Here is a 24,451-nt window from a genome sequence, read left to right as displayed (position 1 = left end):
TTGTTTCAAAATCAAACATTTACATCCCGATATTTTGACGGAGTATCAGCGGTTCCTGAAGAAGGAACCGTTCTGATCCACGGGAACTCAATCGAGTTTTCTTCTGGGAACACTGCCCACAAACTGATCATCTCCCAATTTTCAGAATTCAATTTGACGCATAACGGCTGCAAGTTCACACTTCTGCCCGACGAAGTAAGGGAAAGCCCAGTTTTAGAAATTTTTTGTTTGAAAGAAGAAGCAAAAAAACTAGAATCCATTTGGATCCAAACAAAAAAATCCCAAAGTCATTCTCATGCATTTTTCTACTCGATTCGAGAAATGAATCCCTTTGTTCTCGGGGTTTTATCCATTCTCATTGTTGGTATCATTGGTTTTTTCTATTTTAAAGGGTTGGAACTAGTCATAAACTTCATTCCTATTTCTATGGACAAATCACTTGGTGAATCTGTGCAAATGAAAATGGACGCACAGTTTGAGGCATGTAACACCAAAGCTACTGACAAATTCTTTGCAGAGGCCTTAAAGAAAGTTGTACCAAAAGGTAGCCCCCACAAATTCTCTGTTTCTGTGATTGGTTCCACAATGCCGAATGCATTTGCTCTCTCCAATGGAAAAATTTATTTTTTTTCAGGTTTGTTGAATGATGCCAAATCACAAGAAGAAGTCATCGGTGTTTTGGCTCATGAAATAGCACATGTGGAAAAAAGACACCATATGAGAAACTTAGTGAAAGCAGGAGGAACTTCGCTTGCGATTAGTTTGGTGGTAGGTCCCGGACTTGGAAATATGGAATTTTTAGAAACATTTACTGAACTTGGATCCACAATTTTAGTTTTAAAGTTTTCTAGGGATTTTGAAACCGAAGCAGACATTACTTCCATTGAATATTTAAAAAATCAAAATATTTCGACTTCTGGTCTCTTAACATTTTTCCAAAGGATGCAAGAACTAGAAAAAGAAATGACTAAGTCAGAAGAGAACCCAAAAGATGCAAATGCGAAAGACGATCAAATCGTAACAAGATCAATTACTGATTTCCTAAGTACCCATCCTGCCACAGAAGAAAGGATGAAAACTCTGAAATCTTTAATTCAATCTGGTAAAAAGGGTTCCATCAAAAAAATAGTCTCTGATAAAACTTGGAAAGAAGTTCAGTCGGTTTGTTTAGATCTTAAAAAATCTGATTCTAACTGATCATAAATCTGTTTCAGAGTTTCGCTTAAACTATGTTTGTTTTTCCAACCAAGGGCTTTTAGTTTGGAATTGTCACCGTAAACCTTAGATGTTTCAGATGCACGTACCCGATTCGGGTCAACTTCAAACCGAATCTTTGCACCAGAAAACTTAACTAATTCTTCCAACATATAACGGATACTTCGCTCTTCCCCAGAACAAATATTATAAATTTCTCCCGACTCTCCCTTTTCAATTAGGGTCAAATACCCGCTGACAATATCTTCTACATGAGAAAAGTCTCGAGTAGGTTCTAAATCACCAACCGCGATGACCGAGTTTCCTCTGTGTTTGGCTTCGATGATCTGGGTACAAAAGTTCGGAATCACAAATTCCTTACGTTGTCCAATTCCTATATGATTGAAAGGTCTCGCAATCACCACGGAAACGTAAGGACTATACTGTGCATACTGACGGCAATAAGATTCAGCAGCTAGCTTACTGCCCGCATAAGGATTCACTGGGTTTGGCAAAAAAGATTCTTTTAAAGGAAGGAGAGAAAGGTTTTGTTTTCCGTAAACATCTGCAGAAGAAACATACAACATTTTGCAAGGTCTCTGCAATCGGTGTAAGGACTCGAGTAGATTCAATGTCCCCCGAACATTGATTTCTTCTGTTTCCCAAGGGTTTTCAATGGCGATGGGAACAAAAGCTTGGGCAGCTAAATGGATGAGCGTATCGGGTTGAACTTCTTCTAGATTTCTTGTGACGGTTTCTCGGTCACGAATGTCACCTTGGAAAGAGTGGATTTGTGATTCACCCTGGGATTCAAGAGCAGGAAGTAGGTAACTTCCTACAAATCCGCTGGCTCCGGTGACTAAAATATGTTTTTTTTTCATAGAAAAGGGAAATTTCCGATTCGGCCCTAAGATTTAGTTGCCATTCTTCCAATTTTTCAAATCCTCTCAACAAAAGAAAGAAAACTGTGGAAGACAAAAAGAAATTCAATCCCTCCCCCTTTGTCGAAGTCCGAGACCCACAGCTAAATGTATCGGAATTGGTTCAAAAAATCGAATCCAAGATCCCACTCGACCCAAACCAAGCACCCAACTGGTTAGAACTCACTAAAATCAGTTACAAACCAGAATCACCACAAGGATTTCGAAAATTTGACCCGGCAGGTACTGCTCATCTTTTTGAAAAAGGGATTTCTAGTCCCAAGTTCTCAAACCCAAAGTTCTGGTTTATCAAAGGCCCAATTAAATATCTGATCAATCGCCTAATTTCCGTTTATGGATTAATCGACAAAAAACTATCAGAGAACCGAATTAGAGCATTTTTTTCCGTTCTCCATGAACTAGTTCGTTTGGGAAAAAGAATAGAACAAATTGAAAACCGCTTTGATGGATTTTATAGAGACCATTTATTAAATGCTTCATCCGATGAGTTGCCTAACTTTGGTTGGGCGATCAATTCTTATTTTACAGACGCGGGTTCCAACCCCACTTGGAAAGTTGCTTTAGAAGATTTTTCAAAAGACAATGAAATCACAGTTTTGTTTCCTGAATGGGGTGATATTCTAAAACAACTTTCGATTCAAAAAATTCCCTTTCAGTGCATCACTTCTCATGAAAACGAATTCCAATTTATCCAAAGTAAAATTACCGCCACTGTAAAATTGGAAAAAAAACTATTCCCACTAAATTCAATCTTAAGTCCATCTACAGACGTTTTGGTTTATTTACCTCTCAACAGGTTTCCTTCATTTTGGATCGAAAGAATATTTGCTGAGGTTTCGAATTCACTGAGTCATGGCAGACATTTGTACTTCTCCGTCTCCACTAAACCAACTGACGCCAATCGACCGTTCCGCGATCTACAAGTTTCTGAAATTGATTTGGAATTACTCCCTAATTATTTAGAAACCCTTGGTTTTAAACAAGTTCGAGATCTTTCAACAACGGAAGAGACGAAAATTTATAGATACACAAAACTTAATACATGAATGTTTTTCAACATTTAGATGAACTAAAGGATTCTGATGGTGTTGGAAATGATGCAATCGGTCTTTCAGAAATTTTTATTTCTTTAGGATACAAATCACATTTTATTACAAGATTGGAAAGAAAAGGAAAACCATTACAAAGTGAGTTCCACTTAGTAAATTCTTTTCAATATCCAACATCACAAGAAGACATTCATATTTTACATTATGGTGGAGCTGGTTACCCTTACCAACTATTCCAGAATTTACCCGGCCGAAAAATCTTAAGATTTCACAACATAACACCTGCTTCTTTTTATCGAGATACTACAACTCCCGATATCTTTTCAGCGATGGAAAAATTTGAATCTTTGTCGTATTTAGAAATCGCAAGTTTATCAATTATTTGTGATTCCATTTGGTGTGATTCAGAATTCAATTTCCAAACAATTTCAGGATACCAATTTAAAAATCCCTATGTCATTCCTATTTGTAAATCTTATGATCTAAAACATGAAACAGAATGGAAATCGAGAAATCATTCTTTGGTATTTGTAGGAAGATATTCTCCTCAAAAAAAATGGGAGGATTTGATTGAACTTTTTTCTTATTGGATAGAAGAATTTCCTAATGCAAATTGTCTTTGCGTTGGTTCTGTGATAGGGGCTTTTGATGGTTATTTTGACAAATTAACAGAAACGGTTCGAAAATTTGAATTAGAAGGTAAGGTAAAGTTTTTAACAGGAAAAACGGATTCAGAAGTGATTTCGATCTTAAGAGAATCGGGAGCTTTTGTATCAATGAGCGAACACGAAGGTTTTTGTTTGCCAATCTTAGAAGCATTTGGTTCTGGAATTCCTGTATTTGCTTTTGCAAAAGGAGCCATTCCTGGCACCATGAAAGGAGCAGGAGTTCTCTTTGATGCCAAGAATTTTCCAAAGATCGTAAAACAAATGAAAGAGAATTTATTCGATAGAGAAAAACGAACTTCCTTGATTTCCCACCAATACGAAGTATTGGAAACATATAATCAGTTTCCTTTTCGAGAAGTGATTACAGAAATTCTGAATACTGGTATCCAATGAACATACATCAATTTTCTGCAGGATTCCAATTGGGTGACGCTATCTCTCAAGAAATGTTAGAGATAAAACGTCTACTGGCAAAAGAAGGATATAGCGGAAAGATTTTTGCCGAGAATGTTTTTTCTTATGATAGAAAACACGCAGAAAAAATTACCAAAGCAAAAATCAAACCCCATGATGTATTGGTTTACCACCATTCCATTCATAGCGATGTTTTAGATTTTGTTTTAAAATTTCCAAACAAAAAAATTCTAATTTATCATAATGTAACGCCTGAGGATTTTTTCTCAGGTTATGATCTTAAATTTTCTTATTTATTACGCAAAGGTCGCGAGGATTTAGAGATCATTCGAAATCATTTTCATCATTCCTTTGCCGTTTCTCATTTTAACCTGGGTGAACTACAAGAACTTGGATTTAAACACGCAAGGTTACTTCAGTTGCATCTTAACTTTCAAAAGTGGAAGGATGTTCCAAGAGATTTCAAATTAAAATCATTTGATCATCCATCTTTTTTATTTGTTGGTCGCATTGCACCGAATAAACGACAAGACGATTTAATCCGTTTTGCAAGAACTTGGAAATCAAAAATGGGAAACCAGTTTTCTATGAGAATGTTAGGTTTTTGTAATCCAAACCAACAATCATATTTAGATGAACTCAATTTTATGATCCACCACTTGGATCTCGCAGAAGAAGTAAAAATAATTCCATATGTAGATGAACTGATGTTAAAAAAAATCTACTCTGAAAGTAATATGTTTTTATCGATGAGTGAACATGAAGGTTTTTGTGTCCCTCTAATGGAGGCGATCTATTTTCATCTACCAGTGGTTGCCTTTTCTGCGGGAGCCGTTCCCGAAACTTTGGGTAATTGTGGAATTTTGTTTGAATCCAAAAATTTTGATTCTATTGTTTCTCAAGTAGACTCTGTATTTAGAAAATCAGATTTCCGAAATTCAATCATTGGAGCACAAAACATAAGATTAGATGAATATTTGCAATCAACAAGTATCCTTCCCCTTTTGGAAGTAGCAAGAACTTAGTATGGCAAAAATTCTAATCATCACTGCCCGGTTTTTAGAACATGCTTCCGGTGGGGCAGAAAAATTGGCTTACGACTATGCATCCCTGCTTTCAGAATCAAATGAGGTGACTGTTTGTACATCCGCTGCTCGAGACTATGTAACTTGGAAAAATGAATTACCTACAGGAGAAACCAAAGAAAATTCGATTCGAATCCTTCGTTTTCCCGTAACCCAAACAAGAAACATGAATAAGATGAACCGTATTCTGAATCAATGTTTGGAAAAGGGGGATTCCGTCTCAGACAAAGAACAATTTGAATTTTTAAAAGAACAAGGACCTTATTGCCCGAGCCTAGTTGATTACATTTCTAAAGAACAAAACTCGTATGACTTAGCAATTTTGATTGGATACCTTTATTATCCCGTTGTTGCATGTATCCCTAATCTAAAGTTACCGTTTGTCATCGTTCCTACATTCCATGACGAACCACCATTTCGTCTTCCCATCTACCATAAAACATATTCCAATCAGTATCTATATAGTTTTAATGCACCCGAGGAAATGTCGGTTTATGAAGTTTACACAAAACAAAAAGTCAGTTCCTACTTTTTAATCGGAACCTATATCAATGATAATTTAGTAAATGTAAATGATAAAAACTCAAATCCAAATACAACTCAGTTGATAACTATAGGCCGGATTGAACCTGCAAAAGGATATCCAGAACTATTTGAACATTTTCAAGATTGGAAAAGTTTTTCTCATAGAACGGATGTTACCATTAAATCACTGGGTTCAGTTGCTTCCATGGAAGTACCAATAGATCCATTCATTACTTTTACAGGTTTTGTCAGCGAAGAAAAAAAGATATCAGAAATCCAAAATTCTTTTCTTCTCCTCAATCCATCTGCCTATGAAAGTTTTTCCATTTCCATTATGGAAGCTTGGATTCAAGAAAAAACAGTACTCGTGAACGCAAAATCATCTGTTATGCGAGGACATTGTTTACGAAGCCAAGGTGGACTTTATTATTCTGATTCTCTTTCTTTCCAAAGAACTTTGGATTTTTTATTAGATAACCGCGAAATCTCCAAACGAATGGGAAAAAATGGAAGAGAATATGTTTTGGCAAATTTTAGTAAAGAAGTGATTCGTCAAAAACTAAACCAAATGGTTAGTAAACTACTCGATTGATTTGCCCTTCAAACTCAGCCAACAAATAATCGTGTACAAGGCCATTGGTTGCAAGTAAACTCGGGATCAAAATAGAAAAATCATTACCATCCATGGAAGTGATTTTTCCCTTCGCCTCCAGAACAATAAGCCCTGCAGCTGCCATATCCCAAGGTTTTAATCCAAGTTCATAATATCCTTCAAACTTACCTTCAGCTAACCAACATAAGTCGAGTGTTGCAGCTCCAGTTCTGCGAATCCCGCGAGATTTTTGCAGAATGGATTTATAATATTGCATGAGTGTATCTAAAGACAAATTCCGATCATAAGGAAATCCAGTAACAAAAAGCGAATCCTTTAAAGAAGCTGTTTTAGAAACTTGGATGGGAGTTTTTTCGCGGAAAGCACCTTGGCCTTTGATTGCATGGTAATAGGTATTAAGTTCCGGAAAAAAAACCATTCCAATCAGTGGAGTCATAGTATCCGTTTCTACAACTCCAACAGAAACACCATATAATGGTAGGCCATGTGTGTAATTGGTAGTACCATCGAGGGGATCGACAACCCAAGTGTATCCAGAATTGCCGTCGATTTTCCCTCGTTCTTCTGAGAGGATCCCGTCAGCAGGATAGTTTTTTTGAATCTCATCCAAAATCATAGACTCAGCTTTTAAATCAGCTTCTGTCACAAGATTATATAAACTTTTTTCATCTACCTTTAGTTCCGACTCTTTATGTTTCTGAACAAGGAAGTCAGCCACGGTTGGAAGAAAATTTAAAAAATGATAAGATCTATCCAGTAACTCAGATTGCATCAATACCCACCAAATTCGATGTTTTTCTTCATCGCGGTGATCTCAACATCTAAATTTAGGGTTTCATCTGCTTTGAGTTTATTTCTGACTTGTTCCGTGGTTTTGATCACTTCACTCAGTAAAGAGTTAAGTTCCGTTTTTCTTTTTTCTGACTCAGAAGAACCAACATCGCTACTTACTTTATTGTATTGATTTATAATTTTAGAAACAGTTTCTGGGAAATAATTTAAAAACTGTTTTGCCTTTCTGTAAGACAATGGGTCTTCTGCGAGTTTCACTCGAAGGTCAGACAAGGAATGCAAATATTCATTACATAAACCTTGGAGAGTTACATCCGTAAGTGATTTGGATTCTTTCTCCGTCAAAAGTCTAAATCCATCTAACTTTTCCATTTGTGATTTGTATTCAGTAAATTCGACTTTATCTTCAAATTTTTTCTTTAATTCACTCCAATTTTCCTTTGTTGTATTAGAAGAAAACAAAAGAGGAAAAAAACTAAATGGATAATGATGTGCTTTTCCTATCGTTGTTCGATAAATAGCAATCCCTAAAAAAACAGCATGAAGGAATGCCATTAACACATAAGAAAACACAAGCAAAACTCGATCATCGCCAAACTTAGCCCCAAATCCAAAAAAACCTAAAGATAACAAGGCTTGCAAATACATTGCCTCTAATGATTGTTTGGCGGAGTAAGATGACTTATTTCTCGAAAGCCACATTACAAATGGATAAACCATCGCTCCAAGAGATGAGATAAAAAAAGGAAAAGGCAATAATGCCATAGGATAAGTTAAAATAGTGGAAAGATGGGCACGTCTGGCCCATTTTTTCTCCTCTTGATTTTGTTCCAATTGCACTTCAGTCATTCTATTTTGATTCCAAAAGTTTTTGTTTGATTTCTGATTCGATTTTGATCATTTCTTGTTCCGCAGTTTTTCGTTTTTGACGACCTTCTTCTTGGATTTTTAAAGTTTCGGTAATCGTAGTGATCAACTGTTGGTTTACTGTTTTTAATGTTTCAATTTCAATGATTCCTTTTTCGGACTCTCTGGCAATTTCAACAGTTCCCGTTTTTAACATTTCTGCATTTTTTTGAATTAGATCATTGGTTGTTTTGGAAACTTGTTTTTGTGCTTCCAAAGCTTTTCTTTGGCGTAACAATCCTAATGCGATGACAATTTGATTTTTCCAAAGAGGAATTGTGTTCAATATTGAACTTTGAATTTTTTCCACAAGGACCTGGTTCCCGTTTTGGATGAGTCGAATCTGTGGCCCCGTTTGTAAAGAAAGGATACGAGTGAGTTTCAAATCATGGATCTTTTTCTCAAACCGATCCACCATTTGCACCATATCTTGGTATTGTTGTGATGCGAGAGTGTCCCCTTGGGCTTTTGCTTTTGCCAACATTTCTGGAAGGATTTTGTCTCTTAATTCTTGAACCTTTTTATCTCCGGCAGCAATGTACACTTGGATTTCTTTAAAATACTCCAAGTTTTTTTCATATAGAGCCTGCAATAGAGTGATGTCTTTTGTAAGGTTGGTCCTTGCAGTATGAAGTTCTTCTACGATTTTCTCAATTTGGGTTTGTAAATCTTCAAACTTAGCGAGAAACTTCCGAGAAGCATCGAAAAGTCCTCCGATCAAAGGAATTTTGGACAAAGTGTTCCCTTCGCCGGCAAAACTATCCAAATTCAAATCGGTGATTTTGAATAACAGGTTATTTAGAAGTTCACCCGCATACCCAGAATCTTTGGTTTTGATCTCTGATAAAACTTTATCGGCAAATTCCGAAACCTTGGCTTGGGCCGAAGCTCCATAAGAAACTATATCGTTCGGATTGCTAAGTTGTATCTGTCCGGTAAGTTCCTCAACTTTCTGTAAATCTTCCTTTGTCAGTTGTAGTTCCGGGTCATTCGTTTTCAGTTCCAAAGAGTCCATATCTATCTTTCCTTTACCTTTTCTTCCAAAGATAGGATCGTTTTTAGAATATGAATCAAGCAGAAAATGCTAAGGTGCGAAAACATGAACAAGTTAATTTATTTCTTAGAATTTTTGATCCAAAACTACGGTTTGGTGACAATTTGATTGCATAGATTGTTATAACTGATACATTCCTGCGAGAAAAATTTATGCTAAATAATGATTTGAATCTACCAATCCTACTCCCACAAGTTCTAACGGTTGATGCCATGACACTTGACAATCGTTTGATTGACCAATCAGAAGTGCGGACTCTTTTATTTAGACTCCGAGCAAAGAACTACCTTCATTACTTAATTATCAAATTTTTAGTTTGTACCGGACTATCACTCCCGGAACTCATTCATCTCAAAATCTCCGACTTCAACCAAGAAAGGAATCTTTTCAAATTAAAGAACGGTGGTCGTTTGCGAAGACGAAAGATTTTCATTGAACCTAATCTAGCATTAGAACTCTACAGGTATTCTTCCGAATTCTCACCCTCCGATTATCTATTTCCTGGTCGTTATGGAAAACTGAGAACCAGGACGATTCAAAAAATTCTAAAGAATGCAAGCCGCCTGATCTCAAGAGAAATCCATATCCCATTTCTTCGTGATGTCATTGCATTAGACCTATTCAAAAAAGGTTTTCCTGTTTGGGAAATCCAAGAGTTTTTGGGACATAGAACCACTCGTTCTACCAAGCTAAGAATATTATTGCACATTCCGGTCGAAGAACGAACAGATCCGCGACTTTTTAATCGAAACAAAAACCAGGCAGCGTAAAAATTTCTTGAACCTTTGGTGTTTTCAGAGATTCTAGTCACCAAGTAGGCTCGCCTTGGAAATAAAGACCAAAAAAATCGGAAAGCACACACTCGTTCACCTTAACGGTCGTTTGGACATTACCCATTCGGATGAAGTGGAGGCCAAATTGGCCGACGACGTGCAGAACGGTGAGGGCGATATCATTATCAACCTGGAACTTATCTCCTACATCTCTTCTTCTGGAATTCGTATTTTTGTGGGGATGGTTCGAGAGTTGGACAAACAAGGTAGAAAGTTGAAACTTTGCTGCATCACTCCACCTGTGAAAAAGGTGTTTGATGTCGTAGAACTTTTGGATCTGTTTGAAGTCTTCGAAACGGAACAAGAAGCCGTTAGCTCTCTTTCCAAATAAATCTCACGTGGCTTACGCCTCGTTTCTCATTATCTCTGCTTTATTTTTTTTCCAGGTTTGGATCAACTTGGATGTTTTCCCTGTCGTTTGGCCGGATGAGGTTTTATTTTTCTCACCATCTCTATCTTTTGCCAAAAGTGGGCATTTACAAACCGAAGTTTTGAGTGGTCTCATTCCCGGAATGGAATCCAAAACCCTCTGGATGCCACCTGTATACTTTCTTTTTTCTGGATTCTCTTTATCCGTTTTTCCAGACACCCTAACAACAGTTCGTATTTTAAATGTTTTGATCGTTTATCTAACGGGACTCGGTTTTTATGTATTGTTACGGAGAGAGTCCGTTTCTCCGATCGCAAGCCAAATTGCCTTTGTTAGTGTTTTATGGGAACCTCTCCTTTTTCGTTTTGGGACTGCCGCCAGGATGGAAGGACTCACCGCTTTTCTTTTTATTATTAGCCTTCTCTTCGCAACTAACAGAGATAAATCGAAATTTTATTTTGTTTTTTTAGCAGGAGTTTCACTTTCTCTTTCTTCGCTCTCCCATCCAATAGGAGCATCTTTTGGACTAGTGACCGCTTATTTGGTTTGGAAAAACTTTGGATGGAAATCTTTTCCTTGGTTCATCATGGGTGGAATTTTACCCATTCTATGTTGGTTGTATTACATTCATCCAGATTGGAATTGGTTTGAAATCCAATTTGGTGCCCAACTTACTAGAAAACGAAATTTACTGGGAAACTTTACACTCATTGATAAGATAAAAGTATTTTCTTTTGGGTTCGGATTTTCAAAATTACGTTTGTTTCTCATCTTAACAGAACTTGCAGCACTTGTTTGGATTACTTATCAATCATTCAAAGAAAATCGAAAACTAAATCAAAAATGGATTCTTTTTTGGATTTGGATCCTTTCCGTTTTTATTTCTTTATATACATCTTCCGAAGGATGGTATGTCTTCCACATCCTTTTCCCTCTAGCGTTTGGAATGGCATTATTATATGATTCCAAACAAAATATTTCACAACTAGCTCTAGCGGGAATTTTGTTATCACTCACAAGTTTAGTTTATACAAATCATATTCATTGGTTTCAAACCGATTCTAAAAAAATACTCGAATCACATTTCCAACATTTAGAAATGAGTTTGGCAAATTCAAAATCTGTTTATCTACAAGCACTTCCAGATCCTTACTTTCATTTACGACAAAGAAGACCAGATTTAAATCTTTTAGAATTTATCCCTGGAGAACTGGACATTCCATCAGAATCTTACATAAGGACAATTCAATCACGAGATAGCTTTGTATTCTATGACGATCAATTGATGAATTCTGTGATCAAAGATTTTCTAAAGAAGTCATCTTGGAAAAGAGAGGAATGGGAGATTCCGGTTCCAGGCAAGCACTGGTTACACTATAAAACCATTGTTTATACAAAAAAATGAAAGGTTTCCTTATTTTCAAAATTTACTTTATTCCTTTCATTACCATAAATTTGTTCTTTGGATGTTATCATTCAGATAAACCAAACAATCAATACCTATCGTTACTCGGAGGAATTTCATTGGAACGCCGCATTACAATTGTAGGGGATTCTTTAGGCCAATGGTCAGATGGTTTTGGATTAAAATCAAAACTCCCTTCCGAATTCAAAGTAACAGATATTTCAGTAGCTGGTTACACAACGGAAGATTGGTTACAAAATAAAAATCGTATGAACGAAATCCCTACCGATCTCTGGATCATTGAACTGGGTACAAATGATGCCATGGTATATGGAACAAACGGATTTGAATCTAGAACGAAGGAACTTATTTCTTTTTTAGAATCCGCACAAACATCAAGGATACTCGTTACGGCAATTCCTTTGACCAATATGGTCTCAATTCAAGAAACAATCCGCACGAACAACCAAATCCTTCGCAATCTAAAGGATACAAAACCAAATGTCGATTATGTTGAAATCGAATCTATTTTTGAAACTTATTCCGGTAGTCTTCCTTTATATCCCGTTTCCGACCCCATCCATCCCAACCAAATCGGATATGAACTTATGGGTGAGGCCTACCGAAAAAAGATCTTAGGCATTTAAGTCTGCAAGGATTTTGAGTCCTTTTAAAGTCATCATAGGATCTATTTCGTCAAACACTTGGTTATGCGAAGCATGGATGGTTGTAACAAGCCCACCAGTACCGACAACTACGTAATCCCCTGGATGTTCTTCTTTGATCGCCCTAACAATTTCCTTCAAAAGGCCAATCCAACCAAAGAAAAATCCTGCTTGGATGGATTCAACAGTAGATTCGCCTAACACTCGCTTTGGAGAACCAAAAACTATAGGGGGAAGTTGTGCCGTATTACGAGTTAAAGCATCCATAGAAATTTTAAGACCGGGGGCAATCACACCACCGACATATTCAGGTTTTTCGCTGATCACACAAAAGGTGGTTGCAGTACCTAAATCGACAAGGATGGCTTTTTTTCCAGGATAGGTTTTTGCACAATAAGCAGCATTGACCAATCTGTCCGCACCGATCTCAAAAGGACGAGGATAACTAATTCCAAAATTAAGATTCATTTGGTAGTGAACACGTAAAGGATTCACATCAAACCAATCCTCCAACATACGTTCCACAATTGGATTTAAAGAAGGAACAACGCTTGAATAAATTGCCTTTTTCACTCGATCGGCTTTTACATTTTCCTGAGTCAAAAATCCCTTTAGGAAAAGGCCAAGTTCATCGGAGGTTCGGTCTCTTCTTGTGACCGTTCTTTTGTGGAAGTCGGGAGTGTCTTCTCCCTCACGAAACACACCGAATACTGTGTTTGTATTTCCTACATCGATAACTAATAATAATGGTGATTCTGACATTTAAATAATCCGAAATTTAGGTGAAGTGTCCATCAGTTCAATCTTTTCGCCGGTTTCGGTCATAATGAGAAGGAATCCTAATTCATCAATTCCCAAAACACGACCTCTGACCATTCTTGATTGCCACTCGGTTTCGATTACCTTATGTTTTAATAATGAATGATCCTCAATCCACACTAAGTCTTTGAGAATTTGTCCTTGGTCGAGTAACGAAATCACCGATTGGTTGAGATCAAAGATTAACTGATTGACAAACCGTTCTAAAACACCTTCAGCAAGAGGTGCATCACATAAAAATGTAGCTTTATCTTTCAGAGTTTCAGGGATTGTAGTTCCAAAAAAATTTAGACCAATTCCAATAACGACATCAAAAACCCCGTTAGTAAATTCAGACTGAACCAAAATACCACCTACTTTTTTATCGTTACGATAAATATCATTAGGCCACTTCACTGTAGTGTCAGTTTCTCGTTCTGGAAAAAAAAGAAAGATTGATTTTAAGACTGCTGAAGATACAAAAATAGATAATAGAGGAAGGGAAATCTCTGCAGCAGATATTCTGATTTTGCCTGAAAAAATCAAAGGATCTTCGCCTAACGATTGCCAAACATTTTGGCCACGACCCTTACCTGCAGTTTGTTCATCTGCAATCACCCAAGAACCAAAGGGAATTTCATGATTACGAATCCATTCGTTGGTTGACGTGACCGAAGAAAGTCTGTGGCCCAATTCTGATTTTAACAATCTATATTCCATGCGTCTATTTCTCTTTCGATTCGGATTGACGAAAGTAAAAAATCACTTAGTTTTAAGATATGAAACTATCAGGAAATACAATATTTATCACTGGATGCGGAATGGGAATCGGTGCTTTGACGGCAGAACGATTGGCAAAAGAAGGAAATGATATCATCGGTGTTGATATCAAATTACCTCTATTAAAAGAAATTCAAAATAAAGTAGAATCATTAGGTAGGAAATTTTATGGTTTTGCCTGTGATCTTTCCAAAGAGTCTGAAATAGAATCTCTCATCAAACAAATCCAAAAAAAACGTTTAGAGTATCAAATTTTGATTAACAATGCTGGAATCGCTCCCAGTGGTGCCTATGAAGGAAAGGACTTTTCTGTTTGGAGTAAGGCCATTCAAATCAATGTAAATGCCCCAATGAAATTGGTTTATCTTTCTCTTCCCATCTTACAAAAGCAAAAAGAGGCTGCCATCATCAACCTAGCAAGTATCGCCGGAAAGTTTGGAACAGAAGGAACGGTAACTTACTCAGCAACAAAACATGCTATGGTTGGTTTTTCCCAAGCCCTTAAAATGGAACTTTTTGAAACACAAATAGGTGTTAGTTGGATCTGCCCCACAATGGTAAATACTAGAATGATTGACGGTGTCAAACCATCCCTTTTTACCCCAGTCATAGAACCCCCTCAGGTCGCCGACGCCATTGTATACGCGATCAAAAAGAACCCAGGGGAAGTTATGGTACCTTCTTACTTAAGAATGTCCATTGTCATCCTTCCGGCTCTATTTCCTAAGTTTTCCCTCTGGCTCGCTGTGAAAACAAAAGCATCAAAAGGTTGGCTTGTGGCAAACAAGGGACTTGAGAAAAATATTCCTGTTTAGAGGATAGGTTTTATGCATATTTCTCAGATCCTAGGTAAAAAACAAACGACCATCAGCTTCGAATTTTTCCCTCCAAAAAATCAGGAAGCTTCTGAGGATTTGTTTCGAAACATCCAAGAACTGTCCCAAATGAACCCAGCTTACGTAAGTGTTACTTATGGGGCTGGTGGCTCCACAAGAGACCTAACCCATGACTTGGTTGTAAAACTCCAAGAAAAAACAGGTCTAACAATTATTAGTCACCTTACTTGTGTTGGATCCACTAAAGACGAAATCAAAGAAATCCTCAAACGATACCAAAAAAGTGGGATTCATAATATTATGGCTTTGCGTGGTGATCCACCCAAAGGACAAACAGAATTCCAACAGACTGAAAACGGATTTGCTTTTGCTGGTGAACTAGTCGGTTTTATCAAAAAAGAATTTCCTGAAATGGGGATTGGTGTTGCAGGATTTCCAGAAGGACACCCTTCCACTCCCAACCGCTTAAAAGAAATTGATCACCTTAAATGGAAAATTGACCAAGGTGCGGATTACATTTGTACACAAATGTTTTTTAACAATCACTACTTCTATGATTTTGTAGAACGATGTGAAATTGCAGGAATCAAAGTTCCCATCATTGCTGGAATTATGCCAGTCACTTCCAGAAAAGGAATGGCGAGAATGGCTGAGTTGTCTTTAGGAACGAGTTTTCCAGCAAAACTTTTAAAATCTCTTTCCCGAGCGGAAGATGATACTTATGCAGAAAATGTCGGAATCCATTGGGCAACAGAACAAGTTAGAGATTTGTTAGATCATAAAATTGCCGGAATTCATATGTATACGCTTAACAAGTCGAAGGCGACTAGAAAAATCTATGAATCACTCGGGGTTCGAAACTTCGATAGTATTGGTTGATGCCGGAGTCGGTGTGATTCCCATCCACCGGCTGTTTTTCCAGATTCCTTCTAAAACCAAACTACCCTTTGCATTTACAATCCTTGCCGAACCCTGCAATTGATTGTTTTCCCAATTACCTTCCAATACCAAACCATCTGAATAAATGTATTTTCCTAGACCTTGACGTTTTCCTTTAGAATACATTCCAATGAATTTATCCCCGTTCTGATACCGATAGGTTCCGGAGCCTTCTTTATACCCAAATCGGTATTCACCTTCAAAAACATCGCCGTTGGCGTATTGGTAAATCCCGGATCCATGTTTCACGTCTTCTAAAAAAACTCCGTCAAAGTGATCACCATTTTCATAGGTAACCTGGAATCGCCCATTCCTGCAATTTTCCCCTTCACAAATTTTTTGGTTCGACTTGCAGAAGCAAAATATGTATAAAAATAAAAAGATAAAGATTTTAGATTGCATGTATAGTCGAGAATCGTTTTTCTTTCGTCAATTAGTAGGTGCAATCTCATATATAAAGTAGATCGGAATTAAGGCAATCCATATGTCACAAAAAAAAGCGTTAATCGTAGACGATAGCACAGTCACTCGTTTGATGATTCGAAAAATAATTTTAGATAAATTCCCCAATTGGGAAATTTTAGAGGCAAATTCTGCCGATAATGCAAAGTCCGTTTTGGTCGATCACCCAAACATTGATTTTTTCAGTTTGGATCAAAATATGCCAGGGGATATTTCTGGATTGGATTTGGCAGAAGAACTTAGAAATAAATATAAAAAAACCAAAATTGTCTTAGTCACAGCTAACATTCAAGATGCGATTAAAAACAGAGCATTGTCGATTGGAATTGATTTTGTAGAAAAACCTGTTTCGCCAGAAAAAATCCTCCCGCACTTGGACTAAAAATGAATTCCTTATCTGAAATAGAAAAAGATTCGTTATGCGAACTATTCAATATTAGTTTGGGTGGTGCTGCAAAATTAATGGGAGAAATGATTTCTGATGAAATTTTACTCACAGTCCCAAGCTTACAACTCATTACCACCGAAGAAGCAAAAAATATAGAACATCTTGCCAATCAAGATGTATGCACCATCGAACAAAAATTTGTTGGTGGAATTGGAGAAGGTTCCGCATTTCTATTATTTCACAAAAGCTCTAGTTTGGAAATAGTCAGAATGATGATGAAAGACTATATTGCTCTAAACGAGGTCTCTCAGTTCGAAAAAGATGCGTTAAGTGAAATTGGAAATATTATTCTCAATGCAATTTTGTCGAATTTGGCTAAACTTTCTAATTATAAAATAGAAACCAACGTCCCTGAATTTTTTGCGGGAAGATATGAAGACCTGATCATCCAAAGGAATCCCCAAAAAGACAACTCTATCTTACTCGTATTTATTGATTACAAACTTAAAGGTAAGGATATCAAAGGATATATTTTCTTTATTTTGAATTTTGATAGTATCAAAAATCTTTCTAGAGTACTCATTGAAAAGTTAAAACAGTGAATCCTCTTAGTGAAAAACATTTATTGGCGGTTATCAAGAAGTCTGGGATCGGAATCCTAGTTCTAGACCAAAATCTCAATATTGTTTTAGCGAATACTTGGTTTTTAAAAAGTTCAGGCTTTAAAGAAGCAGAACTAGAAAACTCTGCTTTTTTAGAAAAATTTCCTGAACTAAAAGACACTCGCACATTCAAATCTATTGAGCTTTGTTTGCAATATTCTCAATATTCTATCTTAACTCATACCTTAAATCCATTTCCATTCCCTTTATATGATAATGATAAAAAACGAGAACTAAACGAAAGAATCTACCAATACTTACATATTATTCCTATTTCCATTGAAGATGAAACAGATCATTTCTGTATGATTCAAATTTCAGATGTTTCGCAACAAGTGGTTCGCGAACAACTTTTACGCGAACAAATGACTTTGGCCAATCAAAGAGAAATTGATGCGCAAAAAGCATCGCAAGCCAAAACCGATTTTTTAGCTTCCATGAGTCATGAAATTCGAACTCCTTTAAATGCCATTCTTGGAATGACAGATACTTTAAACGAAACAGAATTAACTCATGAACAACAAGAATATTTAACAGTCCTTCGTAATTCAGGCAAAGCTTTGTTTAATATTATCAACGATATATTAGATTTATCTCGAATTGAATCGGGAAAGTTCGAAATGGAACATATTCATTTCTCTATTCGAAATCTAATGAGCGAAACAATTTCTTTGTTTTACATGAAAGCAAAAGCAAAAGGAATCGACATTGAATTTCATGTGGAAGATGGTATTGCCGAAAGTATTGCGGGAGACTCTACAAGATTACAACAGGTACTTATAAACTTACTGGGAAACGCTATGAAGTTTACAGAAAAAGGAAAAATTACCGTTACCACTTCGTTATGCGAAAATAAAAAGAATTTAAAAATTTCAGTTTCAGATACAGGGATTGGGATTCCAAAGGAAAAACTTACCTCTATATTCGAAAGTTTTACGCAAGTGGATAGTTCAACCACTCGAAAGTATGGCGGGACTGGTCTTGGACTGACAATTACTAAAAAGTTAATTCAACTTATGGGTGGGGACATTTATGTAATGAGTCAAGTAGGAGTGGGTTCCAACTTTATCTTCGAAATTCCATACGATGGTTTTACCAAACGTATTTCTGGACTCAACCAGCATTGGCTCAATTTAGAACTCCCGGAACCGGAGAACTTCCCAACTTGCAAAGTTCTACTCGCAGAAGATTCAGAAGAAAATATATTTATTATCAAAACTTTTTTCCGCAAATATCCAATTGAAATTGTCACTGCTTATAATGGTAGGCAAGCCCTAGAAAATTTCAAATCACAAAAATTCGATATCATTTTAATGGATATGCAAATGCCCGAAATGGATGGATTAGAAGCAACAAGAGAGATTAGAAAAATCGAGATTGCCAACCAAACAACTGCAACAAATGCAATTCCTATCATTGCAATATCAGCGAATGTTCAAAAAGAAGATATTAGCAAAAGTTTCTTAGCAGGAATTACATCCTACCTTTCCAAACCAGTTAGAAAACATGAAATTTTGAAGTTAATGTATTTTTATCTAGCGATGTAATCGATAGTATTTGTTATGCGAATTCTATTTTAAACTTTTTTCTACAGCTGTATCTGGATAAGCTTCTAATACATTTGATTCCGAAAGCAATTCATTTGCTTTTTCCACAGATAAAAAACCTGGTTCTGTTTGGAAACTTGCAAGCCTAGGTGAAAATTGATTCTGAAGTTGGACCCCGTATTTTTTTGAAATTCGCTCCAAAGATTCCCGAGATTGATCACTCGAAAAAGTAACAATTAAAATTCCTGGCAAAACAATACTCGGGCCGGAACCAACAGAAGTAGAATATACTTCCGTTACTTTTGTGTTAGTTGACTTATTGGATTTTGAAAAAAGTTGTTTTCCCGATGGCCGAATGTTCCATCCCGATTTCACACCCTGTTTGCCTTGATTTTTCTCTTGGCTCTCCTTTGCTTGGCCTGGTTCCACAAACTCTGCCTCCACATTTGGATTCCGATAGAATGTTTTTTTCACTCCTCCTTCCACAAAACTGATAGAACTTGGAGGATCTTTCGGGTCAGCACTAAGAGAAAAGGAAAAGCAATAAACAACCATTAGAAGGTAAATCAATTGAAAACAATTCTTAATTATAGATTTATTCATATTTTACCTACCGTAAATTTGTAACCGAACTGAGTTAATTGATCCTGTGTCTGTGGCACTTGCATCATATACTTGGATCGTCCAATTTCCATTTGGATTTTCTCCTAAATTACGAGCTAATCCAAATCGGTAAGTAGAAGATCCTGTCATTGAAGCAATTGATGTATTTCCCGTTGAACAAAGAGAATTGTTATAGGGATTGGCACAAGCATGTGGCACAGACAAGAAACTTGTCGTTCCACTAGGTGACGTAATAAGAATATACAATTCCGGAAAGTAAGTATGATTGGAGGTAAATTCAACATCTACATATTCAATATATGTGTAAGAGGTACTTACCGGGTAATTCACAGTGGCACCAGTCACTAGGTCATTGTCAGGGATCGGTGTGTTTGGTGAAAGCACCGGTAGAATGTAAGAACTGTGAGTTGCTGTGATTGGAGTCCAAGTTCCTGCTCTCGTCAGTAAACTCGTCGCGTCCACGGCACCAAAACCATATTTGTGATTGATATTTAAACCTGCCCCATTCGTGGTCCAATCACCGTCTGCTGGATCATTTTTTCTTGCTGAGTAAGCAACTAACTCCCGTACGTCGCGCCATGATAAATTAGGATATTTACTTAGCAAAAGCGAAATCACTCCAGCTGCCAATGGTGTTGCGGAAGAAGTTCCATTGAATTTTTTTGTATAACTTGATTGTGAATAATCTCCAGAACTACTTCCTGTATTGAGTCCAAAAGAACCTGAAGCATCCGTAGTAGAAATAGCAGTCGTATAAGCGGTTGCATTGTTTCCTTGTGTATGCGCCACAACCCAAAGATTGGCTCCCGATTCTGAATAGTTTGCTTTTTTACCATCTTGGCCAATCCCACCAATGGCCATCACACCGTAAAAATTTGCCTGACCATCATAATTCGCATCATCAACGAGAACAGGTGAAGAAATTGTCCCTCCATTAGCACCGTTGCCGGCAGCCCAGACATATACGGTACCCTTACCCGTTTTCCCATTTAACAGACCTTCTCTGACACCTTGTTGCCAAAGAGAACTGGAAGGCCATAACCAACCATAGCCATCAGGAGAGCCCCAACTATTATTAGAGATAGAAACGCGGGATGATTCGTTAATCATCGCTCTATATTCATCGGAGGAATAAATTGTAGATTTCTCTAAAATGTTTACACCAACTAACTTAGAACAGGGGGCAGCTCCACGAACCCCAACAAAATTATTACCTCTAGCGGCAATCACTCCACCAACCGCAGTTCCATGAAAACTAGTCGAATAAGAATGTGTTGGGTATATTGTATTGTTTAGAAGATTTAATCCACGGGCTGTGACAGAAATATTCGATGAGAGATCTTCATGTCTAATGTCAAGTCCATCGTCTACAACACTGACAATCACTTGGTTCCCAGATGCACCTTGATTCCAAACAGGATTAACGTTGGCATCTTCACCGACAGTCCCTCCCAGTTGGCCCAAGTTTTGTAAATGCCATTGGTCATTATACAAGGCATCCCCGTTAACACCAGCAGAGGAAAAATAACAGTCTTCTTCTCTCCCATTTGCGATTGCATTTAGTAGAAGTACATAAAATAAATTGTCACTAAATGGATCATTATTACTGGCAGGTTTACAATTTCCAAATAATAAACTTACAAAACTAAGAATGGATATTGTAACTTTCAATTGATTCATTTAAAGGAAATTCCTGACCTATCTTTTATAACATTCAAACGGCCTGAATCAATCGAATTCCAAAGGAATTTGGAAAGTTTTTTTAGGCTTTTGCCTCTGCCAATCGTTTGGAACGATCCTCTTGCACCAAGGCATCAATCAATTCGTCCAAATCACCTTCCATTATGGAAGGTAAATTATGACTCGTAAAACCAATCCGGTGATCCGTACAACGACCTTGCGGGAAGTTATAAGTACGAATTCGTTCCGACCTATCTCCCGATCCCACTTGCGCCTTTTTCAAAGCATCTGCACTTTGTTTGGCGGCATCAGCCATCTGGTCAACAATTCTTGCACGTAAAACTCGCATCGCTTTGTCGCGGTTTTTGATTTGAGAACGTTCTTCCTGCGAAGCAACGACAATGCCTGTTGGGATATGGGTAATCCGAACAGCTGAGTCAGTTGTGTTGACGTGCTGACCACCAGCACCTGACGATCGATATACGTCGATTCTAAGATCGCTTTCTCTAATCTCTACTTCTTTTTCTTCTGCTTCCGGAAGTATGGCAACAGTTACCGCGGATGTATGGATTCTTCCACCAGATTCTGTTTCAGGAATCCTTTGAACCCGATGTGTGCCAGATTCAAATTTAAACAAATCATATGCTTTGTCATCATCTAGCGAAAATACGATTTCTTTGAAACCACCAATTCCCGTGGGACTTGCATCGATGATTTCAGCTCTGATACCTTGTTTATCAGCATACTTGTTGTACATACGAAACAAATCTGCACAAAATAATCCTGACTCTTCTCCACCTGTTCCGGCTCGAATTTCTACAAGAATACTTTTTCCAGAATTTGGATCTGGCGGTAATAACATGATTTCGAGTTCTTTGGCGAGTTCTTCTAATTTTTTTTCACCTTCTTCTATTTCCGATTTCAACATGCTATGCATATCTGGATCGTTTTCAGACTCTAAGAGTAATTTAGCGTCTTGGCAATCTTTCGTAATTTTTAAATATTCATCGGCCTTTGTATATACGGGAGTTAGGCGAGATCTTTCTTTCGATAGATTCTTCAAAGTATCGGATGCCGTGGCCTTCGCGAGCTCATCCTCGATACGCAGGTATTTTTCTTGAATTTTTTTCAATCTATCTATCATGTCTATGGAAAGGATATAGAATGCCTGTTTTTGATAAACCAAAATCTAACGAGGATTCCAGAAACCAGTGAACGAAACTCCATCTCAGGTCAAATCCGAAGGTTTTTTGGACGGTCTTATCGAACTATTTGCCGGACTAGAGGACTATCGAAGTCCATATGCACCCACAATCCAACCCCCGGACAATCTCATTCAGGAGTTGGTCCAGAACGCTTCCTTTAAATCGGGGCTCATCAGTGCCACCTGCTCACTACCGCCTGGGCCTTTGGGCATCCTGAGTATTCTTCCGGAATTACTTTTGGTCTATCGAATCCAAGGACATTTGATTTTGGACATTGCTGCTCTTTACGGAAAAGAAGTCCAGGTCACAAAGGAGTTGTTGCTCTATTGCCTATTCAAACATGGTGGGTCTCAAGTGTTCCGTAAAATTATAGAAGAATCCTCTCTAAAAATCTTGATTCGCCCAACAACTGTTAGAGTATTTCAAACCATGTTGGAAAAATTAGGTATCATAGTATCTAAATCGATCATCCGAAAGCAGTTTTCTCGTTGGATCCCGATTGGTGGTGCAGTAGTCACTGGAACTTTTGCCTATTATGATACAAAACGTGTTGGCAAAACAGCAATGGAGTTATTTTCTAAAGAAATCCATTTCGAAGAAATTCGAGAATTTTTGGAGCCTCAGTGAAATTATCTTCTTTTTTAATCCCTGTTTTTATTTTATTTTTTTTCTCCTGCCAATCTAAACATGAGTCCTTAGTTTCTGAAATAGAAGATTTAATCACTAAAGAAAAATACGAAAAGGCACTTGCTCTATTACAAGATAGACTGTCAGCAAACCGTCCTACTTCGGAAGTACTTTCTAAAAATAAACCAAACCAACCTCGTTTGTTTGCTCTTTCCGAAGACAGAACTAAAATTGTTTGGACAGAGAATAAAACCCTCTATTTTAAAGACCTAGTCAATGACAGTCGCAATTCTATCGAATTAAAACTGCGACCAGACTCAATACAAATATCAGCTAACGGAAACTTTGTGGCAGTTCAATACCCTCTAAAACAATATGGGGGTTGTGCTTTATTTGGTTATTCAACCGTTGATTCTTCTTTAGAACATGAATCGATTGTTCATATTCCTTGTAAAACGGGAATGGCAATCACTAATTCCGGTGATTTATTATTGTATTTCTTTGAAAACCAACTCTTCGTTGAAAAAACAGGTAAAAGTTCCAAACCTGAAAAATACATAGCAGGTGAACTCTTTCCCACCCCCTATCCAAAATTAAAAACCCACTACCACATAACATCTATCGGAAATGAGTTTTTAATTTGGTCGGGGATTGGCGGATCTTATAATCTATTCTTTTTAAACTTAGAATCCAAACGAGTGACTCTTCTTTCTAAAGACATTGTTTTACCTAGATTTTATTATAATAATGGAATTTCAGGATATGTTGTTGGTGGCAAAATCGGAGATCTTTATTTAAAAGAAGTTGTATACCACCAAGGTAAAAACCCATCCATCAATCGAGGAATTCCCATTGTAACTCGCGAAGCCTTCTCCTGGAGAATGACAGGAAAAGATGAATTTATAGCCACCAACCAGAATGACCCCAACCAACCAATGAAATGGAAAGTCTCCGGTAAAAAGGAACATTTCCCATTTTTTATGGAACGCTTGTGGGGAGTTGCTGGAGACAGAATCGTTTACGAAAGTAAACGAGGGGAACTTGTGTTAGATGATCTTAATTTTTCAGCCGAAGACTGGATGATTTATGACTACTTTAAAAAAGTACGAAAATTGAATGATGGTTAAGCAGCTTGTTCCTTTTCTTTTTTTGCAGAAAAGATATTACAAGTTTTGTAAGTATCAGTAATACAATGCGAAGTTAGCCTTTCGATGTCCTCGGTCTGTAAACGATCTTTGGAACTAGGACAGATAGAGAGTCCTTTAGAATACAAAGGGCATTTTACATAGAACTCGTTTTTAGGAAGGGACTTCTGTGGCATAACTCTGAAAATTTCTGAGGAAAGGAGCGGTATGTCAAATCGATTTTAACCCTGATCTTAAAATTAAA

Annotated in this window: 27 protein-coding genes; 16 read left to right on the top strand and 11 right to left on the bottom strand. The window is 37.2% G+C overall.

Going from position 1 to position 24,451, the window contains the following annotated elements; translation table 11 throughout:
• A complete protein-coding gene (locus tag CH361_RS01705; protein WP_100789091.1) occupies positions 1-1,197 on the top strand; it encodes a M48 family metallopeptidase in 1,197 nt (398 codons plus the stop codon).
• Here the strand turns inward: CH361_RS01705 and CH361_RS01700 are convergent.
• A complete protein-coding gene (locus CH361_RS01700) occupies positions 1,155-2,075 on the bottom strand; it encodes a GDP-mannose 4,6-dehydratase (protein ID WP_100789090.1) in 921 nt (306 codons plus the stop codon). The two genes, CH361_RS01705 and CH361_RS01700, sit on opposite strands and share 43 nt — an antisense overlap.
• An 86-nt stretch (positions 2,076-2,161) precedes the next feature.
• Between CH361_RS01700 and CH361_RS01695 the strand changes: the two genes are divergently transcribed.
• Genes CH361_RS01695 through CH361_RS01680 form a run of 4 tightly spaced genes read left to right on the top strand, consistent with a single transcriptional unit; the run spans position 2,162 to position 6,468 of the window.
• On the top strand, positions 2,162-3,181 hold the full coding sequence (locus CH361_RS01695) for an LIC_10202 family protein (RefSeq protein ID WP_100789089.1): 1,020 nt from the start codon (positions 2,162-2,164) through the stop codon (positions 3,179-3,181).
• Positions 3,178-4,245 (top strand): glycosyltransferase family 4 protein, encoded by a 1,068-nt coding sequence (locus CH361_RS01690; RefSeq protein ID WP_100789088.1) that lies wholly within the window; start codon positions 3,178-3,180, stop codon positions 4,243-4,245. Before CH361_RS01695 ends, CH361_RS01690 begins: the two co-directional genes overlap by 4 nt.
• On the top strand, positions 4,242-5,291 hold the full coding sequence (locus tag CH361_RS01685) for a glycosyltransferase family 4 protein (protein ID WP_100789087.1): 1,050 nt from the start codon (positions 4,242-4,244) through the stop codon (positions 5,289-5,291). The genes CH361_RS01690 and CH361_RS01685 overlap by 4 nt, the downstream gene beginning before the upstream one ends.
• Position 5,292: 1 nt before the next feature.
• Entirely contained in the window at positions 5,293-6,468 is a 1,176-nt protein-coding gene (locus CH361_RS01680; RefSeq protein ID WP_100789086.1) for a glycosyltransferase family 4 protein, read from the top strand.
• Here the strand turns inward: CH361_RS01680 and CH361_RS01675 are convergent.
• From CH361_RS01675 to CH361_RS01665, 3 genes are read right to left on the bottom strand one after another with little or no spacing between them, the layout of a single operon-like run.
• A complete protein-coding gene (locus CH361_RS01675) occupies positions 6,449-7,261 on the bottom strand; it encodes an inositol monophosphatase family protein (protein WP_100789085.1) in 813 nt (270 codons plus the stop codon). The genes CH361_RS01680 and CH361_RS01675 overlap by 20 nt on opposite strands.
• Positions 7,261-8,130, bottom strand: coding sequence for a magnetosome magnetite crystal formation protein family (locus tag CH361_RS01670; protein ID WP_100789084.1), 870 nt, complete (start codon positions 8,128-8,130; stop codon positions 7,261-7,263). The genes CH361_RS01675 and CH361_RS01670 overlap by 1 nt, the downstream gene beginning before the upstream one ends.
• 1 nt (position 8,131) lies before the next feature.
• The gene (locus CH361_RS01665) at positions 8,132-9,202 is read right to left on the bottom strand and encodes a toxic anion resistance protein (protein WP_100789083.1); all 1,071 of its coding nucleotides are present in this window, start codon (positions 9,200-9,202) and stop codon (positions 8,132-8,134) included.
• Between the two features lie 191 nt (positions 9,203-9,393).
• On the opposite strand from CH361_RS01665, the gene CH361_RS01660 reads away from it, so the two are divergent.
• Genes CH361_RS01660 through CH361_RS01645 form a run of 4 tightly spaced genes read left to right on the top strand, consistent with a single transcriptional unit; the run spans position 9,394 to position 12,496 of the window.
• The gene (locus CH361_RS01660) at positions 9,394-10,011 is read left to right on the top strand and encodes a site-specific integrase (protein ID WP_100789082.1); all 618 of its coding nucleotides are present in this window, start codon (positions 9,394-9,396) and stop codon (positions 10,009-10,011) included.
• A gap of 55 nt (positions 10,012-10,066) precedes the next feature.
• A complete protein-coding gene (locus tag CH361_RS01655; protein WP_100789081.1) occupies positions 10,067-10,405 on the top strand; it encodes an STAS domain-containing protein in 339 nt (112 codons plus the stop codon).
• Positions 10,406-10,412: 7 nt separating this feature from the next.
• Positions 10,413-11,849 (top strand): ArnT family glycosyltransferase, encoded by a 1,437-nt coding sequence (locus CH361_RS01650; RefSeq protein ID WP_100789080.1) that lies wholly within the window; start codon positions 10,413-10,415, stop codon positions 11,847-11,849.
• Positions 11,846-12,496, top strand: coding sequence for an SGNH/GDSL hydrolase family protein (locus tag CH361_RS01645; protein ID WP_244279465.1), 651 nt, complete (start codon positions 11,846-11,848; stop codon positions 12,494-12,496). Before CH361_RS01650 ends, CH361_RS01645 begins: the two co-directional genes overlap by 4 nt.
• Here CH361_RS01645 and CH361_RS01640 read toward each other — a convergent pair.
• Positions 12,485-13,276: a type III pantothenate kinase gene (locus CH361_RS01640; RefSeq protein ID WP_100789079.1), complete on the bottom strand. Its 792-nt coding sequence runs from the start codon at positions 13,274-13,276 to the stop codon at positions 12,485-12,487. The two genes, CH361_RS01645 and CH361_RS01640, sit on opposite strands and share 12 nt — an antisense overlap.
• Positions 13,277-14,032 (bottom strand): biotin--[acetyl-CoA-carboxylase] ligase, encoded by a 756-nt coding sequence (locus CH361_RS01635; protein WP_100789078.1) that lies wholly within the window; start codon positions 14,030-14,032, stop codon positions 13,277-13,279.
• Between the two features lie 59 nt (positions 14,033-14,091).
• Between CH361_RS01635 and CH361_RS01630 the strand changes: the two genes are divergently transcribed.
• Together CH361_RS01630 and metF are read left to right on the top strand one after the other, a co-directional pair.
• Entirely contained in the window at positions 14,092-14,907 is an 816-nt protein-coding gene (locus CH361_RS01630) for an SDR family NAD(P)-dependent oxidoreductase (protein ID WP_100789077.1), read from the top strand.
• Between the two features lie 12 nt (positions 14,908-14,919).
• Positions 14,920-15,807 carry a methylenetetrahydrofolate reductase [NAD(P)H] gene (metF, locus tag CH361_RS01625; protein ID WP_100789076.1) on the top strand — a complete coding sequence of 296 codons (888 nt, stop codon included), beginning with the start codon at positions 14,920-14,922 and terminating at the stop codon, positions 15,805-15,807.
• Here metF and CH361_RS01620 read toward each other — a convergent pair.
• On the bottom strand, positions 15,772-16,203 hold the full coding sequence (locus CH361_RS01620) for an MORN repeat-containing protein (protein WP_279627932.1): 432 nt from the start codon (positions 16,201-16,203) through the stop codon (positions 15,772-15,774). The two genes, metF and CH361_RS01620, sit on opposite strands and share 36 nt — an antisense overlap.
• 148 nt (positions 16,204-16,351) lie before the next feature.
• On the opposite strand from CH361_RS01620, the gene CH361_RS01615 reads away from it, so the two are divergent.
• From CH361_RS01615 to CH361_RS01605, 3 genes are read left to right on the top strand one after another with little or no spacing between them, the layout of a single operon-like run.
• Positions 16,352-16,711 carry a response regulator gene (locus CH361_RS01615; RefSeq protein ID WP_100789074.1) on the top strand — a complete coding sequence of 120 codons (360 nt, stop codon included), beginning with the start codon at positions 16,352-16,354 and terminating at the stop codon, positions 16,709-16,711.
• A 2-nt stretch (positions 16,712-16,713) separates the two neighbouring features.
• Positions 16,714-17,319, top strand: coding sequence for a chemotaxis protein CheX (locus tag CH361_RS01610; RefSeq protein ID WP_100789073.1), 606 nt, complete (start codon positions 16,714-16,716; stop codon positions 17,317-17,319).
• The gene (locus tag CH361_RS01605) at positions 17,316-18,926 is read left to right on the top strand and encodes an ATP-binding protein (protein ID WP_100789072.1); all 1,611 of its coding nucleotides are present in this window, start codon (positions 17,316-17,318) and stop codon (positions 18,924-18,926) included. Before CH361_RS01610 ends, CH361_RS01605 begins: the two co-directional genes overlap by 4 nt.
• A gap of 24 nt (positions 18,927-18,950) precedes the next feature.
• Here the strand turns inward: CH361_RS01605 and CH361_RS01600 are convergent, their stop codons facing one another.
• The 3 genes from CH361_RS01600 to prfA all read right to left on the bottom strand — a co-directional run bounded on the left by CH361_RS01600 (position 18,951) and on the right by prfA (position 22,374).
• Positions 18,951-19,529 (bottom strand): hypothetical protein, encoded by a 579-nt coding sequence (locus CH361_RS01600; RefSeq protein WP_100789071.1) that lies wholly within the window; start codon positions 19,527-19,529, stop codon positions 18,951-18,953.
• Positions 19,530-19,532: 3 nt separating this feature from the next.
• The gene (locus CH361_RS01595) at positions 19,533-21,230 is read right to left on the bottom strand and encodes a S8 family serine peptidase (RefSeq protein WP_100789070.1); all 1,698 of its coding nucleotides are present in this window, start codon (positions 21,228-21,230) and stop codon (positions 19,533-19,535) included.
• 82 nt (positions 21,231-21,312) lie between these two features.
• On the bottom strand, positions 21,313-22,374 hold the full coding sequence (prfA, locus tag CH361_RS01590) for a peptide chain release factor 1 (protein WP_100789414.1): 1,062 nt from the start codon (positions 22,372-22,374) through the stop codon (positions 21,313-21,315).
• Between the two features lie 67 nt (positions 22,375-22,441).
• Between prfA and CH361_RS01585 the strand changes: the two genes are divergently transcribed.
• Complete coding sequence (locus CH361_RS01585) at positions 22,442-23,062, top strand: hypothetical protein (protein ID WP_100789069.1); 621 nt, start codon at positions 22,442-22,444, stop codon at positions 23,060-23,062.
• Positions 23,059-24,189, top strand: coding sequence for a hypothetical protein (locus tag CH361_RS01580; RefSeq protein ID WP_100789068.1), 1,131 nt, complete (start codon positions 23,059-23,061; stop codon positions 24,187-24,189). Before CH361_RS01585 ends, CH361_RS01580 begins: the two co-directional genes overlap by 4 nt.
• Here the strand turns inward: CH361_RS01580 and CH361_RS01575 are convergent.
• Positions 24,186-24,383, bottom strand: coding sequence for a hypothetical protein (locus CH361_RS01575; RefSeq protein ID WP_100789067.1), 198 nt, complete (start codon positions 24,381-24,383; stop codon positions 24,186-24,188). The two genes, CH361_RS01580 and CH361_RS01575, sit on opposite strands and share 4 nt — an antisense overlap.
• Positions 24,384-24,451 lie beyond the last annotated feature (68 nt).

It is taken from the genome of Leptospira brenneri (assembly GCF_002812125.1).
In the GTDB taxonomy this organism is placed as follows: Bacteria; Spirochaetota; Leptospiria; order Leptospirales; family Leptospiraceae; genus Leptospira_A; species Leptospira_A brenneri.
The sequence above is the reverse complement of the archived record's forward strand: the minus strand, read 5'-3'. Positions and strand labels throughout refer to the sequence as shown.

Excerpts from the sequence above, each read along its gene's own strand:
- CH361_RS01700 (WP_100789090.1), bottom strand. The coding sequence starts at position 2,075 with ATGAAAAAAAAACATATTTTAGTCACCGGAGCCAGCGGATTTGTAGGA.
- CH361_RS01690 (WP_100789088.1), top strand. The coding sequence starts at position 3,178 with ATGAATGTTTTTCAACATTTAGATGAACTAAAGGATTCTGATGGTGTT.
- CH361_RS01685 (WP_100789087.1), top strand. The coding sequence starts at position 4,242 with ATGAACATACATCAATTTTCTGCAGGATTCCAATTGGGTGACGCTATC.
- CH361_RS01680 (WP_100789086.1), top strand. The coding sequence starts at position 5,293 with ATGGCAAAAATTCTAATCATCACTGCCCGGTTTTTAGAACATGCTTCC.
- CH361_RS01675 (WP_100789085.1), bottom strand. The coding sequence starts at position 7,261 with ATGCAATCTGAGTTACTGGATAGATCTTATCATTTTTTAAATTTTCTT.
- CH361_RS01670 (WP_100789084.1), bottom strand. The coding sequence starts at position 8,130 with ATGACTGAAGTGCAATTGGAACAAAATCAAGAGGAGAAAAAATGGGCC.
- CH361_RS01665 (WP_100789083.1), bottom strand. The coding sequence starts at position 9,202 with ATGGACTCTTTGGAACTGAAAACGAATGACCCGGAACTACAACTGACA.
- CH361_RS01660 (WP_100789082.1), top strand. The coding sequence starts at position 9,394 with ATGCTAAATAATGATTTGAATCTACCAATCCTACTCCCACAAGTTCTA.
- CH361_RS01645 (WP_244279465.1), top strand. The coding sequence starts at position 11,846 with ATGAAAGGTTTCCTTATTTTCAAAATTTACTTTATTCCTTTCATTACC.
- CH361_RS01640 (WP_100789079.1), bottom strand. The coding sequence starts at position 13,276 with ATGTCAGAATCACCATTATTATTAGTTATCGATGTAGGAAATACAAAC.
- CH361_RS01635 (WP_100789078.1), bottom strand. The coding sequence starts at position 14,032 with ATGGAATATAGATTGTTAAAATCAGAATTGGGCCACAGACTTTCTTCG.
- CH361_RS01630 (WP_100789077.1), top strand. The coding sequence starts at position 14,092 with ATGAAACTATCAGGAAATACAATATTTATCACTGGATGCGGAATGGGA.
- metF (WP_100789076.1), top strand. The coding sequence starts at position 14,920 with ATGCATATTTCTCAGATCCTAGGTAAAAAACAAACGACCATCAGCTTC.
- CH361_RS01615 (WP_100789074.1), top strand. The coding sequence starts at position 16,352 with ATGTCACAAAAAAAAGCGTTAATCGTAGACGATAGCACAGTCACTCGT.
- CH361_RS01610 (WP_100789073.1), top strand. The coding sequence starts at position 16,714 with ATGAATTCCTTATCTGAAATAGAAAAAGATTCGTTATGCGAACTATTC.
- CH361_RS01600 (WP_100789071.1), bottom strand. The coding sequence starts at position 19,529 with ATGAATAAATCTATAATTAAGAATTGTTTTCAATTGATTTACCTTCTA.
- CH361_RS01595 (WP_100789070.1), bottom strand. The coding sequence starts at position 21,230 with ATGAATCAATTGAAAGTTACAATATCCATTCTTAGTTTTGTAAGTTTA.
- prfA (WP_100789414.1), bottom strand. The coding sequence starts at position 22,374 with ATGATAGATAGATTGAAAAAAATTCAAGAAAAATACCTGCGTATCGAG.
- CH361_RS01575 (WP_100789067.1), bottom strand. The coding sequence starts at position 24,383 with ATGCCACAGAAGTCCCTTCCTAAAAACGAGTTCTATGTAAAATGCCCT.